The 13,617-nt window shown below is 72.0% G+C and carries 14 protein-coding genes; 7 read left to right on the plus strand and 7 right to left on the minus strand.

The window, feature by feature from the left end; all coding sequences use genetic code 11:
- Positions 1-42: 42 nt before the first annotated feature.
- A complete protein-coding gene (locus ACIGJO_RS29430) occupies positions 43-279 on the minus strand; it encodes a hypothetical protein (protein ID WP_399963241.1) in 237 nt (78 codons plus the stop codon).
- A gap of 455 nt (positions 280-734) precedes the next feature.
- Here ACIGJO_RS29430 and ACIGJO_RS29435 point away from each other — a divergent pair, with 455 nt between their 5' ends.
- Entirely contained in the window at positions 735-1,247 is a 513-nt protein-coding gene (locus ACIGJO_RS29435; RefSeq protein ID WP_399963243.1) for a hypothetical protein, read from the plus strand.
- 22 nt (positions 1,248-1,269) lie between these two features.
- Here the strand turns inward: ACIGJO_RS29435 and ACIGJO_RS29440 are convergent, their stop codons facing one another.
- Complete coding sequence (locus tag ACIGJO_RS29440) at positions 1,270-1,467, minus strand: hypothetical protein (protein ID WP_399963245.1); 198 nt, start codon at positions 1,465-1,467, stop codon at positions 1,270-1,272.
- 93 nt (positions 1,468-1,560) lie between these two features.
- Here ACIGJO_RS29440 and ACIGJO_RS29445 point away from each other — a divergent pair, with 93 nt between their 5' ends.
- Positions 1,561-2,544 (plus strand): phosphotransferase family protein, encoded by a 984-nt coding sequence (locus ACIGJO_RS29445; RefSeq protein WP_399963247.1) that lies wholly within the window; start codon positions 1,561-1,563, stop codon positions 2,542-2,544.
- 344 nt (positions 2,545-2,888) lie between these two features.
- On the opposite strand, the gene aceB is transcribed toward ACIGJO_RS29445, so the two are convergent.
- The gene (gene aceB / locus ACIGJO_RS29450; protein WP_399963249.1) at positions 2,889-4,508 is read right to left on the minus strand and encodes a malate synthase A; all 1,620 of its coding nucleotides are present in this window, start codon (positions 4,506-4,508) and stop codon (positions 2,889-2,891) included.
- A 245-nt stretch (positions 4,509-4,753) separates the two neighbouring features.
- Positions 4,754-5,359 (minus strand): NTP transferase domain-containing protein, encoded by a 606-nt coding sequence (locus ACIGJO_RS29455; RefSeq protein WP_399963251.1) that lies wholly within the window; start codon positions 5,357-5,359, stop codon positions 4,754-4,756.
- Positions 5,360-5,562: 203 nt separating this feature from the next.
- Here ACIGJO_RS29455 and ACIGJO_RS29460 point away from each other — a divergent pair, with 203 nt between their 5' ends.
- The gene (locus ACIGJO_RS29460) at positions 5,563-5,865 is read left to right on the plus strand and encodes a DUF5955 family protein (RefSeq protein WP_399963253.1); all 303 of its coding nucleotides are present in this window, start codon (positions 5,563-5,565) and stop codon (positions 5,863-5,865) included.
- A gap of 46 nt (positions 5,866-5,911) precedes the next feature.
- Here ACIGJO_RS29460 and ACIGJO_RS29465 read toward each other — a convergent pair whose 3' ends face one another.
- Both ACIGJO_RS29465 and ACIGJO_RS29470 read right to left on the minus strand, forming a co-directional pair.
- Entirely contained in the window at positions 5,912-6,544 is a 633-nt protein-coding gene (locus ACIGJO_RS29465; protein ID WP_399963255.1) for a response regulator, read from the minus strand.
- Positions 6,541-7,752, minus strand: coding sequence for a sensor histidine kinase (locus tag ACIGJO_RS29470; protein ID WP_399963257.1), 1,212 nt, complete (start codon positions 7,750-7,752; stop codon positions 6,541-6,543). The genes ACIGJO_RS29465 and ACIGJO_RS29470 overlap by 4 nt, the downstream gene beginning before the upstream one ends.
- A gap of 110 nt (positions 7,753-7,862) precedes the next feature.
- On the opposite strand from ACIGJO_RS29470, the gene ACIGJO_RS29475 reads away from it, so the two are divergent.
- Positions 7,863-8,948 (plus strand): ABC transporter permease, encoded by a 1,086-nt coding sequence (locus ACIGJO_RS29475; protein ID WP_399963259.1) that lies wholly within the window; start codon positions 7,863-7,865, stop codon positions 8,946-8,948.
- Entirely contained in the window at positions 8,945-9,628 is a 684-nt protein-coding gene (locus ACIGJO_RS29480) for an ABC transporter ATP-binding protein (protein ID WP_399963261.1), read from the plus strand. The genes ACIGJO_RS29475 and ACIGJO_RS29480 overlap by 4 nt, the downstream gene beginning before the upstream one ends.
- Positions 9,629-9,733: 105 nt before the next feature.
- Here the strand turns inward: ACIGJO_RS29480 and ACIGJO_RS29485 are convergent, their stop codons facing one another.
- Positions 9,734-10,534: an IclR family transcriptional regulator gene (locus ACIGJO_RS29485; protein WP_399963263.1), complete on the minus strand. Its 801-nt coding sequence runs from the start codon at positions 10,532-10,534 to the stop codon at positions 9,734-9,736.
- Between the two features lie 348 nt (positions 10,535-10,882).
- On the opposite strand from ACIGJO_RS29485, the gene allB reads away from it, so the two are divergent.
- Positions 10,883-12,226 carry an allantoinase AllB gene (gene allB / locus ACIGJO_RS29490; RefSeq protein WP_399963265.1) on the plus strand — a complete coding sequence of 448 codons (1,344 nt, stop codon included), beginning with the start codon at positions 10,883-10,885 and terminating at the stop codon, positions 12,224-12,226.
- Positions 12,227-12,228: 2 nt separating this feature from the next.
- On the plus strand, positions 12,229-13,398 hold the full coding sequence (gene alc, locus ACIGJO_RS29495) for an allantoicase (protein WP_399963267.1): 1,170 nt from the start codon (positions 12,229-12,231) through the stop codon (positions 13,396-13,398).
- Positions 13,399-13,617 lie beyond the last annotated feature (219 nt).

The raw sequence follows: 13,617 nt of genomic DNA on the forward strand, positions 1-13,617 counted from the left end.
CGACGGCACCGATCTCGTCTCCACCTTCACCTGCTCGTTCGATCAGTACTTCTCCATGGCTCTGAATCCCCCGCCGGACGGGGAACCCGAGGTGAAGGTCGGCAAGATCGTGCCCGGATTCTCGATCAACCACTGCACTCTGGAGGGAACCGTCACCACGACGTACACCGCGAACGCCGACGTCACCACGGACATCGTGAGTTTCTCCGGGGATACCCAGTGCACGCTGAAACCGGACAACACGGGAAGCGGGTGGGACAATTTCTGGAGCGGCGTCACGGACTACCTGCCCGATGACATCCAGGGTTCTCTGGGGTCGGCCCTGCAGTCCTGCCTGCAGCAGGTGACCCTGCCCGACGTCGACACCTTCGCCCTGCAGAACCTGTTCTTTCCCTCGAAGCAGGTGCTGAGGCTCGCGGCCGCCACCGTCCCCGGTGACCTGAAGCTGACCGGTCAGGTGGAGTCCGTCCTCATGGTCGGCCCGCCCACCGTCACCCTCAACCCGGCCGGGCAGCAGCAGTTCAGCGCCACCCTCGCCGGATCGTCGACCCCGGTCGACTGGGAGGTCCTGCCACCGCTCGGCACGATCGACGCGAACGGTGTCTACCAGGCGCCCGCTACCGTGCAGCAGCCGAGCGTGGTCATCGTGACGGCCATCGACCAGGCGGACGCCTCACAGGTGGGGCGGGCCATGGTGCTGCTGGCCCCCGCGCCCCCCCACGTCGGATCAGATCGTGACGCCGACGGCACTGACCCTCACCGCGGGACAGAGCTACGGCTTCGTCGTCGTGGATTCCGACAACAACCCGCTGGGCAGCGCGGTCTGCACGCTCTCCCCGGCAGGGGCGGGCACCCTGGAACAGGGCTGGAGCACCGGCGAGTGGATCTACACCGCCCCGGAATCCGTGACGCAGCCGCAGACGGTGACCATCAGCCCGGGGGCGTCGGGCGAGGCGGCGTCCGTGCAGCTCGCGCCGGCCTCGACCGTGACGGTCACGGCGTCGAGCCCCACGGTGAGCCCCGGCGGCTCCGTGACCCTCACCGCGGACTCGGCCGATCTGGACCGGTTCTCCTGGTGCGTCTACCCGGCCGGGATGGGCACGGTCAGCTTCACCGCGGGCACCCCCACGGCCACCTGCACCGCACCGGCGACCGTCGAGGGATCCCAGTTGGTCACCGTCCTGGCCTGGGGCATGGACGACACCATCGGCTGCGGGCTGTGCAGGCTTCCCCTGATCACCGAGTGATTCCGGCGTCGGCCACCCACGCTCAAGGCGTCCCGGCCGGGGTGTCCGCGGCCGCGCCCGGCGCGGGCACCGGTGCCGGCAACGACGTCCCGGCGCTCCGGCGGCGGGCGTTCCACAGGGCGGCGGTCGACAGCGAGAAGAAGAGCAGATTGCCGATGCTCAGCTGCGCTCCCTGGATCGCGGTCCCCGCCGTGCCGGGCGGTTCGGTGCCGTTCCGCACGGCCGCACGGCTCCGCCCCCGGCGCTGTGCGGGACACCGCCGGCGAATTCGGTCCACGGGATGCGTTCGCTGAGAGGCGGATAGTCTGCCCCCATGGGATCGGGTGAGGGGGCCGAGAGCATCGGCGCGGATTGTGACGGCCAGGGCTGGGGTGCCACGCGCTCCTGGGTGGAGAGGGGGCTGTCCGAGGCGGAGCGCATCGAAAAGGTGGTGCGTCTGCGCGGCGGCTGGACGTCGGAGATGCGCCGCCTGGATCTCCGCGGTCCAGGTGGCCGGCGCTCACTTGTCCTGCGGTCCTTCGTCAAGCCCTTCTTCCTTCGGCACGCGGAGGGCCTGCTGACCCGTGAGGCGACTGTCCTGCGCCTGCTCGGTGACACGGACGTGCCCGCGGCCGTGCCGGCGGCGGTGGACGCGACGGCGCGGTACTGCGATCACCCCTCCTTGCTGATGTCCCTGCTGCCGGGGGCGGTGCGCCTGGGCGGTCAGGGCGCCGATGACCGCGCTGAACTGCTGGCCCGGCAACTGGTGCGCATCCATCAGCTGCCGGTGACCGCGGAACAACGGCCTCGCACCTACCAGGCCTGGGCCTCTCCCGAGCGCGTGACTCCGCCCGCGGCCACCGAGCGGCCCGAACTCTGGCAGCGGGCTGTCGACGTCATCCGCCGGGAGCCCCCGGCCTATCAGGGGTGCTTCCTGCACCGGGACTTCCATCCCGGCAACGTCCTCTTCACAGGTACCGACGATGATCCTCGGATCAGTGGGGTCGTCGACTGGGTGGAGACCTCCTGGGGGCCGGCCGACCTGGACGTGGCTCATTGCTCGACGGCCCTCGCTCTGCTGCACGGGGCTCCCGCGGGCCTGCGCTTCGCCGATCGCTACGTCGCCGCGGGGGGAACCCTGGCTGAAGAGGGCACCTCCCATCTCTACTGGCGGCTGCTGGACGCACTGGGTTTCGCTCCGGACGCGGAGAAGGTCGCTGTTCCCTGGCGTGAACTGGGCCGCGTTGATCTGACGGCCGGTGTCCTGACGCAAAGGCTGGAGGGATACATTGAATCCCTTTTCAGCCGCTATGCCTGAACCGTCATCGCTGGGGTGCACGCCTGCGAGCAGGAGTTCCGGGCCGTGGGCCGGAGTGCTGCAAGGTGAGAAACGCGCGTCCGCGCCTGCTGAATCGCCTCATACGCCGCCTGCGGGCGGAGAGCGATCCGACGGCCCGTGTCCGATGTGCCAGGGGAACGGGTGCACTGCTCCCGGGCATCGCGGGGACGGCAGGCAGCCGTCGGGAAACCCTCCCCAAACCCGACGTCGGCCTTCACGACCACAACGGGTCACGAAGGCCGACGTCACGTTCAGGCCCCGGATCGGCCGACAGTGTCCTGTGCGGTACCGGGGGCCGAGCCGAGCGGCCGCTGTGGCTCCGGTCAGGCCAGCTGCTCGTACGCGGGGAGGGTGAGGAAGTCCGCGTAGTCCTGGTCCAGGGAGACCTGGAGCAGGAGGTCGTGGGCCTGCTGCCACTTGCCCGCCGTGAAGGCCTCTTCGCCGGTCTCCTCGCGGATCGCGGCCAGTTCCTCGGCCGCGACCCTGCGGGTCAGCTCCGCGGTGGCGTGCTCGCCGTTCTCGAAGACCACGTCCGCGTTGATCCACTGCCAGATCTGCGACCGGGAGATCTCGGCGGTGGCCGCGTCCTCCATCAGGTTGAAGATGGCGACCGCGCCCATGCCGCGCAGCCATGCCTCGATGTAACGGATGCCGACCGCGACGGCGTTGCGCAGACCGTCGTACGTGGGCCTGGCGTCGAGGGTGTCGATGGCGATCAGGTCGCCCGCCGCCACGGAGACGTCCTCGCGCAGGCGCTCCTTCTGGTTCGGCTTCTCGCCCAGGACGGCGTCGAAGGAGGCCATGGCGATGGGGACGAGGTCGGGGTGGGCGACCCAGGAACCGTCGAAGCCGTCGTGCGCCTCGCGGTCCTTGTCGGCCTTGACCTTCTCGAAGGCGACCTTGTTGACCTCGGCGTCGCGGCGGGACGGGATGAACGCCGCCATGCCACCGATCGCGTGCGCGCCGCGCTTGTGGCAGGTGCGGACCAGGAGTTCGGTGTACGCCCGCATGAACGGGGCGGTCATCGTCACCGCGTTGCGGTCCGGCAGGACGAACTTGGCTCCGCCGTCACGGAAGTTCTTGACGATGGAGAAGAGGTAGTCCCAGCGGCCGGCGTTCAGGCCGGAGGCGTGGTCGCGCAGTTCGTAGAGGATCTCCTCCATCTCGTACGCCGCCGTGATCGTCTCGATCAGGACCGTCGCGCGGACCGTTCCCCGCGGGATGCCGACGTAGTCCTGGGCGAAGACGAAGATGTCGTTCCAGAGGCGGGCCTCCAGGTGCGACTCCGTCTTCGGGAGGTAGAAGTACGGCCCCTTGCCCAGGTCGATGAGGCGCTGGGCGTTGTGGAAGAAGTAGAGGCCGAAGTCGACCAGCGCACCGGGCACCGGGGTTCCGTCGAGCTGGAGGTGACGCTCATTCAGATGCCAGCCGCGGGGCCGGGTGACGACCGTCGCCAGCTCACCGGCGGGCCTCAGGGCGTACGACTTGCCCGACTTCGGATCGGTGAAGTCGATGGTGCGGGTGTAGGCGTCGATCAGATTCAGCTGGCCGAGGATCACGTTCTCCCACGTGGGGGCGGACGCGTCCTCGAAGTCGGCGAGCCAGACCCTCGCGCCCGAGTTCAGGGCGTTGATGGTCATCTTGCGGTCGGTCGGACCGGTGATCTCCACCCGGCGGTCGTCGAGCGCGGCCGGGGCCGGTGCGACCTTCCAGGAGTCGTCCGCGCGGATCGCCGCCGTCTGCGGCAGGAAGTCCAGGGTGGACGTACGGGCGATCTCGGCGCGGCGCTCGGCCCGCCGGGCGAGCAGTTCGTCGCGGCGCGGTGTGAACTGCCGGTGCAGCTCGGCCACGAACGCGAGGGCCGCGTCGGTCAGGACCTCCTCCTGCCGGGGCAGGGGCTCGGCATCGACGATGGTCAGCGGGGACGGCGCTGGTGCGGACATGAGCTGTCACTCCTTCAGCGGGTGGTGCGGACGGCGTGCCGGGGCCGCCGGGCCGCCTGGAACGGCACGGCGTGCCATGGCTCCGGGAAGGGGCTGCGGGGGCCGCCCCGGGTGCAGAGGGCTTCTGACCAGTGGATAGTAGTTTCCTCATGGTGGAAGTTCAATGGTTTGTTGATGTCGAGATTCTCCGGGTCGACACACGTGCGCCTCCGGTGGCCCACCGTGCCAGGGTGCCTGCGGACCGGTCATTCCAGACGTGTCAGATCCTCCGGGGTGTCGATGTCGTACGCCTGGGCCACATCGGAACACTCGACGAGCGTGATCGCATCGCGGTGCGCCCGCAGATAGGCGCGTGCGCCCCGGTCGCCCACCGCCGCCGCGGCGACACCGGCCCACCGGTCCGCGCCCAGGAGCACCGGATGACCCCGCTCCCCGCCGTACGAGGCGGCAGCCAGGGCGGCCCGCGACGTGTAGGCCGAACGCACCCGCGCCACCGCCCGCGCGTCGATCCCCGGCTGATCCACCAGGAGGACGAGCGCGGCGTCCGCACCCGTACCCGCGAGGGAGGCCAGCCCGGCCCGGAGCGAGGAGCCCATGCCCTCCTCCCACTCCGTGTTGACGGTCACCGCGCACCCCGCCAGAGAGGCACGGGCCCGCACCTCGTCGGCCGCCGCGCCCAGCACCACGTGCAGCGGTCCGCAGCCGCCGTCGCGCAGCGTCCGCACGGCGTGTTCGACCAGTGGGCGGCCGCGGTGCCCGAGCAGGGCCTTCGGGCTGCCGCCGAGCCGGCGGCCGCCGCCGGCGGCGAGCAGCACCCCGGCGACCACGGGGTTCTCATCTGTGGGAGCCATGGCCCCTGGATACCACCCGCGGGGTTCGCACAGGCGAAAAAGATGTCACCCTCAGGGGTAACCCCGAATTCTGTCCATGGAGTGGCGCACGCCACCTTTCATGGCGTTAACTTGCGGGCAACCCCAGGCACTTGACCACGGTCCGGGGCCTGGTCGATACACGTGCACAAAGACGTGCGAGGGGGAGTGCTTTGTTGCGAAGCGTGGGGCAGAAGCGGGTCACCGGCTGTGGTGAGGACCCGAGGGTCGCGGAGCTGCGTACGGCGGTCTCCCGGCTCCGCCGCGAACTGGCCGGTCACCCGGCGGAGTTCCCGGACCGGGGGATCGCCGAGGACGAGCTGGCGGCGCTGGACGCCATGGCGATCAGCGGTACGCCGGAGATTCCCCGGCTGCGCCGCTCGCTGCTGCTGATCGCGGGGGCGATCGGCTCGGTCAGCGCGCTGGCGGCCGGACTGAGGGACGTACGGAACGCGGTGGATCTCTTCGGAGAGCCGCCGCGCCGCTGAACGCGGGCGCGGGCCGGTGGGGGACCGGCCTCGAAGGACCCGGGGGTCAGCGGCGGATCAGCCGGCGTGCCGTCGCCGCCGCGACCGCCGAGGTGCGGGAGTCGACACCCAGTTTGGCGTAGATGTGCACCAGATGGGATTTCACCGTCGCCTGGCTGAGGAACAGCTTCTTGCTGATCTGCTGGTTGGACAGGCCTTCGCCCAGTAGTTGCAGAACCTCCAGCTCGCGCTTGGTGAGCGCCTCCGCGGGGGTGCGCATCCGGTCCATCAGCCGGTGGGCGACCGCGGGGGCGAGCGCCGAGCGGCCGGCCGCCGCCGTGCGGACCGCGCCCGCCAGCTCCTCCGGCGGCGCGTCCTTGAGCAGATAGCCGCTGGCGCCCGCCTCGACCGCGGCCAGGATGTCGGCGTCCGAGTCGTACGTGGTGAGGATCAGCACCCGGGGCGCGTCCGCTGCCGCGGTGATCGCGGCGGTGGCCTCGGCGCCGTGCATCCCGGGGCCGAACTGCAGGTCCATCAGGACGACGTCGAAGCCGCCCGCCGAGGCGAGGGCCACGGCGCGTTCGGCGGTGGCGGCCTCCGCGACGACCCGGAAGTCCGGCTCGGTGTCGAGGACGGCGCGCAGCCCCGCCCGTACCACCGGATGGTCGTCGGCGAGCAGCAGCCGGATGGGTTCGCTCATACGGTGTTCGCCTCCGTGAGGGTCTGCCGGGCCTGGGGGAGGGGGAGCGTGACGGCGACCGCCGTGCCCTGCCCGGGAGCCGACTCCACGCTCAGGGTGCCGCCCAGCGAACGCGCCCTCGACCGCATCGCGGGCAGCCCGAAGCCGCTTCTCCCCGCCTCGTCGGGTGGCCCGGACGCGGGGTCGAAGCCCCGGCCGTCGTCGACGATGTCCAGGGAGAGCGAGGTGTCCATGAAGCTGAGGGTGACCTCCGCCCGCCCGGCCCGCGCGTGCTGCACCGTGTTGGCCAGGGCCGACTGCGCGGTACGCAGCAGCGCCACCTCATAGGGGGTGGGCAGCTCCACCGGGGTGCCGCTGACCGCGAAGTGCACGGTGAGACCGGGCGATGTGGTGCGGCCGCACAGCCGCTCCAGGGCGGCGGCCAGCGAACCGTGCTCCAGGTCCGGCGGTGTCAGCGCGCGGACGAAGGAGCGGGCCTCGGCCAGATTGTCCTGTGCGGCCTCACGGGCCCGGCGCACATGCGCGGCGGCCGGTGCGTCCGCCGGCAGCGAGCGCTCGGCGGCCCGCAGCAGCAGCTGGATGCTGGACAGCCCCTGGGCGAGGGTGTCGTGGATCTCGCGGGCCAGCCGTTCCCGCTCGGCCAGCGTGCCCGCGGTGCGTTCCGCCCCGGCCAGCTCGGCCCGGGTGGAGACCAGCTCCTCGATCAGCTCACGGCGCCGCTCGCTCTCCCGGAACAGGGCGTCGTACCCGAACACGGTGGCGACCGAGACCGCGGCCCCGAGCAGCGGGCCGATGAACGCGCCGGGGCTGATCTCCTGCCCGTGCAGGAGGAAGCCGGCGATCGCGGCCCCGGCGGTGACCGTCACCGCGGCCAGGCCCCAGCGCGTCGGCAGCAGATGGAGCTGGAGGAAGTAGAGCGGGAAGGCCAGCCACAGGGCGTCCGGCGACAGGACGAGCAGGGCCAGCCACACCGCCTGGAGCGCGGTCAGCCAGAGCGCGGCGGCCCGGGTCCGGGGCCGGACGAATGGGGCCAGCGCGCCCGCCGCGTACACCGCGGCCATCACCGCCGCCAGGGCGACGGCCGCCGGGGCGTGCGCGACCGGTTCGCCCAGGGCGCGGGCCGCGGCGAGCACCAGCAGCCCCAGCAGCAGTGCGTGCAGGCACAGCCGCAGGGCGGCGGTGACCGGGGTGTGCGAACGCGAATCCATGGTCCGTCCAGCGTAGACGCGACCCGCCCGCGGCCGGTCAATCGAAAGGTTGATGTCGGGCCCCTCCGCCGCGCGATGTTTCCGCGTGCCGGGCGCCCGATGCTGGAGCCATGTTCGTCGCATGGAGAGATCTACGGTTCGCCAAGGGCCGCTTCGCGCTCATGGGATCGGTCGTGGTGCTGATCACGCTGCTCGTGGGCCTGCTGTCCGGTCTGACGGCCGGACTGGCCCGGGAGAACACCTCGGCCGTCACCGGGCTGAACGCCGACCACCTCGCGTTCGCCGCCCCGCCCGACGGCCGGTCGGTGTCCTTCACCGACTCGACCGTCCGGGAGAGCGCCTGGCGGAGCTGGGCCGAGCAGCCCGGTGTCACCGCCGCGCAGCCGCTCGGCATCCGGACCCTGAACGCCGCCGCCGGTGACCGTACGGCCGCCGTGTCGGCCTTCGGCGTCGAGCCGGACGGCGGACTCGCGCCCGCCGGGTCCCGGGTGGCCGCCGGGGAGGTGGTGCTCTCCGAGGGTGCGGCCGAGGACCTCGGCATCGGAGCGGGGGACAGGATCCGCCTGGGCGGCCTGGAACAGCGGGTCGCCGCCGTCGCGTCGGACGACTCCTTCAGCCACACACCGGTCGTCTGGACCTCCCTCGACGACTGGCAGCGCATCGGGCACGACGGCGCGGGACCGGCCCAGGAGGCCACCGTCATCGCCCTGAGAACGGGCGGCGGCGCCGATCTGGCGGCCGGCGACAAGGCGGCGGACACCCGCACGTTCACCCTCGACGGCTCACTGACCGCGATCGGCTCCTACCAGGCGGAGAACGGTTCCCTCCAGCTGATGCGCGGCTTCCTGTTCGCCATCTCCGCCCTCGTCATCGGCGCCTTCTTCACCGTCTGGACGATCCAGCGCAGCGGCGATGTCGCCGTGCTGAAGGCGCTCGGCGCCTCGACCCCGTATCTGCTCCGCGACGCGCTCGGGCAGGCCGTCGTGATGCTCGCCCTCGGTACGGGGCTGGGCACCGCGCTCGCCTCCGGCCTCGGCGCTCTGATCAGCGGGGGCGCCGTGCCGTTCGTCCTGGACGCGTCGACCGTCCTCGTCCCGGCCGCCGTCATGATCGCCCTCGGCGCGCTCGGGGCCGCCCTGTCCATCCGGCGGATCACCGCCGTCGACCCGCTCACCGCGCTCGGGAGTGCCCGATGACCCTCACGCTGTCACATGTCACCCTCACCTACCCCGACGGCGACGGCAGGCTCACCGCACTGGACCGGGTCTCGCTGGACGTCCCCGCGGGCTCGCTCACCGCGGTCGTCGGACCCTCCGGCTCCGGGAAGTCGAGCCTGCTCGCGGTGGCCGCCACCCTGGTCACCCCGGACGAGGGCAACGTCGTCGTCGCCGGTACGGAGACCTCGGGGCTCAGCCGCGCGGAGCAGGCGGCGCTGCGCCGGGAACGGATCGGCATCGTCTTCCAGCAGCCGAACCTGCTGCCCTCGCTGACCGCCGCAGAACAGCTCCAGGTGATGGCGCATCTGTCGGGCCGGGCGGCCCGTACCGCCCGCGGCAGGGCCCTTGAGCTGCTCGACGCGGTCGGTCTCGCCGACCGGGCGCACCGCCGCCCGCACCAGTTGTCGGGCGGCCAGCGTCAGCGGATCAATATCGCGCGGGCCCTGATGAACGAACCGGCGGTCCTGCTCGTCGACGAGCCGACCAGCGCGCTCGACCACGAACGGGGGGCCGCCGTGCTCGACCTGCTGGCCACCCTGACCCGGCAGCGGTCCACCGCCACGGTGCTGGTCACGCACGACCGGGCGCACCTCGACCGCATGGACCGGACGGTGACGATGGACGACGGGCGGCTGACCGTACCGGCGCCCGCCGTCTGACCGGCCCGTCCGGCCGGTCCCCTCGCCGTCGGGCGAGGCCCGCGCCCGTCGGCCGGGGCCCGCGCCCGTCGGCGGCCGGTGCCGGGCACCGGTTCCGCCCGCCGGTCAGCCGGCGGAACCGCTGCTCGCCAGCGCCGAGGAGAGCTCCGTCGCGACCTGCTGGAGAATCGGCACGATCCGCTCCGTCGCCGTCTCCGTCACCCGTCCCGCCGGGCCCGAAATGGAGATCGCGGCCGAGGTGGGGGAGTTGGGCACGGACACCGCCAGGCAGCGGACGCCGATCTCCTGCTCGTTGTCGTCCACCGCGTAGCCGGCCCGGCGCACCTGCTCCAGCGCTTCGAGGAAACCGTCCGGGGTGGTGATCGTCTTCTCGGTGGCGGCGGGCATCCCGGTGCGCGCGAGAAGGGCCCGTACCTCCTCGGCGGGCGTGTTCGCGAGCAGCGCCTTGCCCACCCCCGTGGAGTGCGGGAGCACCCGGCGGCCCACCTCGGTGAACATCCGCATCGAGTGCTTGGAGGGGACCTGGGCGACGTACACGATCTCGTCGCCGTCGAGCAGCGCCATGTTCGCCGTCTCGCCTGTCTCCTCCACCAGACGCTGGAGGTAGGGGCGGGCCCAGGTGCCGAGCAGCCGGGACGCGGACTCGCCGAGCCGGATCAGCCGGGGGCCCAGCGCGTAGCGGCGATTGGGCTGCTGGCGGACATAGCCGCAGACGACCAGGGTGCGCATCAGCCGGTGGATGGTGGGCAGCGGAAGTCCGCTGCTCGCGGAGAGCTCGCTCAGCCCGACCTCGCCCCCGGCGTCGGCCATCCGCTCCAGCAGATCGAAGGCGCGCTCAAGGGACTGCACCCCACCGCTGGAACCGGTGGGCTTGGAGTCGGATGTGCTGGCGTGGGACGGCGGCACGTCAACGGTCCTTTCGAAGCGGAAGGCAAGGCAGCAGCCTACCGGGCTGTTCCGGATCGGCCCACTGCTCCCGGTGCGGCGTCCTTGCCGGTCAGGGCCTGTTTTGTCCAGGTGCCGACGGTCGGCCGGGTGGCCGGGCGGGTGGTGGGACGGTGCCGCTCCTGGTCCATGCTACATTCCGCCCTTCGAAATTAGACTTTTACTTTGTGGAAACCTCCAGTCGGGCTGACGGGTGGGTGCCGCGTGGCCCGCCGGTCGTCCGGCGGGGTGGGCGGGGGTCTTGACGGGCCGGATCCCCGAGTGAAGACTCGTTCAACAGTTCGTTGAATTCCTGAGTGAGGAGCACGGGTGTCCGGTCCGGACGTGAACCTGGTACTGCGCTCGGCGCGCGTCGTCACCCCCGGAGGCACGCGCCCCGCGGCCGTCGCCGTCGCCGGCGGGAAGATCGAGGCCGTCCTGCCGTACGACGCCGGTATCCCCGGCGGTGCCCGGCTGGAGGACTTCGGCGACGATGTCGTACTGCCCGGCCTCGTCGACACCCACGTCCATGTGAACGACCCCGGCCGTACGGAGTGGGAAGGCTTCTTCACCGCCACCCGGGCGGCCGCGGCGGGCGGGATCACCACCCTCCTGGACATGCCGCTCAACTCCCTGCCGCCGACCACCACCGTCGGCCATCTGCGCACCAAGCAGCGGGTCGCCGCCCCCAAGGCACACATCGACACCGGCTTCTGGGGCGGGGCGGTGCCGTCCAACACCAAGGATCTGCGACCGCTGCACGAGGCCGGGGTCTTCGGCTTCAAGTGCTTCCTGTCGCCCTCGGGAGTCGAGGAGTTCCCGGAGCTGGACCAGGAGCAACTGGCGCGCTCCATGGCCGAGATCGCCGGTTTCGACGGACTGCTCATCGTCCACGCCGAGGATCCGCACCAGCTGTCGGCCGCACCGCAGCGCGGCGGCCCGGCGTACGCGGACTTCCTCGCCTCCCGCCCGCGCGACGCCGAGAACACCGCGATCGAGGGTCTGATCGCCCACGCCAGGCGGCTGAACGCCCGTGTCCACGTACTGCATCTCTCCTCCAGCGACGCCCTGCCGCTGATCGCCGCCGCCAAGTGCGAGGGCGTACGTGTCACGGTCGAGACCTGCCCGCACTTCCTCACCCTCACCTCCGAGGAAGTTCCGGACGGTGCAACCGAGTTCAAGTGCTGCCCGCCCATCAGGGAGGCCGCCAACCAGGACGCCCTGTGGGCCGGGCTCGCCGACGGCACCATCGACTGCGTCGTCTCCGACCACTCACCCTGCACCACCGATCTGAAGACCCCCGACTTCGCCTCCGCCTGGGGCGGCATCTCCTCCCTCCAGCTCGGCCTGCCCGCCGTCTGGACCGAGGCCCGCAGGCGCGGCCACTCCCTCGACGACGTGGCCCGCTGGATGTCGGCCGCCCCCGCGGCCCTGGCCGGACTGCCCCGCAAGGGCGCCATCGAAGCCGGCCGTGACGCCGACTTCGCGGTCCTCGCTCCCGAGGAGACCTTCACCGTCGACCCGGCCGGGCTCTTCCACCGCAACCAGGTCACCGCGTACGCGGGCCGGACCCTGCACGGCGTCGTGCGGTCCACCTGGCTGCGCGGCGTCCGCATCGCGGCCGACGGCGTCCCGGCCGAGCCCACCGGCCGCCTCCTCGAAAGGAATCAGTGACCATGACGGACTCGGCGATACCGCACTTCACCGGCGACGCGAGGCCCTACGCGGGCGGCGACCCCTACGCCGACCACCGCAGCGCAGACTTCCCCTTCAGCCACCTCGTCGACCTCGCCGACCGGCGGCTCGGCGCCGGGGTGATCGCCGCCAACGACGAGTTCTTCGCCGAGCGCGAGAACCTGCTGAAGCCGGAGCCCGCCGAGTTCGACCCCGAGCGCTTCGGCCACAAGGGCAAGATCATGGACGGCTGGGAGACCCGCCGCCGACGCGGGGCGAGCGCCACCGAGCCGCACCCCACCGACGAGGACCACGACTGGGCGCTGGTACGCCTCGGCGCACCCGGTGTCGTCCGGGGAATCGTCGTCGACACCGCCCACTTCCGCGGCAACTACCCACAGGCGGTCTCCATCGAGGCGGCCTGCGTCCCCGGGTCCCCGGGCCCCGCGGAACTGCTCGCCCCCGATGTCGCGTGGACAACCCTCGTACCCCGTACGGCCGTCGGCGGCCATGCCGCCAACGGGTTCGTGGTCGAGGCCGGAGCCCGCTTCACCCACCTGCGGGTCAACCAGCACCCGGACGGCGGAATCGCCCGGCTCCGGGTGTACGGAGAGGTCGTGCCGGACCCCGCCTGGCTGGCCGCGCTCGGCACCTTCGACCTCGCGGCGCTGGAGAACGGCGGACAGGTCGAGGACGCCTCCGACCGCTTCTACTCCCCGGCCGCCCACACCATCCAGCCGGGCCGATCCCGCAAGATGGACGACGGCTGGGAGACCCGGCGCCGGCGCGACAAGGGCAACGACTGGATCCGCTACGCGCTCGCCGCCGAGGCGGAGATCCGGGCCGTCGAGATCGACACCGCGTATCTGCTGGGCAACTCCGCGGGCTGGGCGAGCCTTTCGGTACGTGACGGGGACGGCGGCGTGGACCGGGACGCGAGCGGCGTCCCGGGTGAGGGCGGTGGCGGCGGGGAGTGGACCGAGATCCTGCCCAGGACCCGGCTCCAGCCCGACACCAACCACCGGTTCGTCCTGGAGCGGGCCGTCCGGGGCAGTCACGTACGGATCGACATCTATCCGGACGGCGGTATCTCCCGGCTGCGGCTCTTCGGATCACTCACCGCCGAGGGCGCGGCGAAGCTGGCCGCCCGTCATGAGGAGCTGGGCGGCTGACACGGATGCGTCGGGCCGTCCCCGGGCCCGGAGCGTTCGGGTGCGCCCGATGAGTCCTGATACGCGGGCTTGTGTCACCCTGGTCGAGGTGGGGGGGGGGGGGCCCCGGGGGGCCCCCCCCCCCCCCCCCCCCGCCCCCCCCCCCCGGGGGCCCCCCAAAAAACCCCCCCCCCAAAAAACCCCCCGCACCCCCCCCCACACAACGCACAGCCACCCGCG

The sequence above is a fragment of the Streptomyces sp. NPDC079020 genome, from assembly GCF_044542225.1.
Taxonomy (GTDB): domain Bacteria; phylum Actinomycetota; class Actinomycetes; order Streptomycetales; family Streptomycetaceae; genus Streptomyces.

Coding starts and splice junctions, on each gene's coding strand:
- ACIGJO_RS29445 (WP_399963247.1), top strand. CDS start 1,561: ATGGGATCGGGTGAGGGGGCCGAGAGCATCGGCGCGGATTGTGACGGC.
- aceB (WP_399963249.1), bottom strand. CDS start 4,508: ATGTCCGCACCAGCGCCGTCCCCGCTGACCATCGTCGATGCCGAGCCC.
- ACIGJO_RS29455 (WP_399963251.1), bottom strand. CDS start 5,359: ATGGCTCCCACAGATGAGAACCCCGTGGTCGCCGGGGTGCTGCTCGCC.
- ACIGJO_RS29465 (WP_399963255.1), bottom strand. CDS start 6,544: ATGAGCGAACCCATCCGGCTGCTGCTCGCCGACGACCATCCGGTGGTA.
- ACIGJO_RS29470 (WP_399963257.1), bottom strand. CDS start 7,752: ATGGATTCGCGTTCGCACACCCCGGTCACCGCCGCCCTGCGGCTGTGC.
- ACIGJO_RS29475 (WP_399963259.1), top strand. CDS start 7,863: ATGTTCGTCGCATGGAGAGATCTACGGTTCGCCAAGGGCCGCTTCGCG.
- ACIGJO_RS29480 (WP_399963261.1), top strand. CDS start 8,945: ATGACCCTCACGCTGTCACATGTCACCCTCACCTACCCCGACGGCGAC.
- alc (WP_399963267.1), top strand. CDS start 12,229: ATGACGGACTCGGCGATACCGCACTTCACCGGCGACGCGAGGCCCTAC.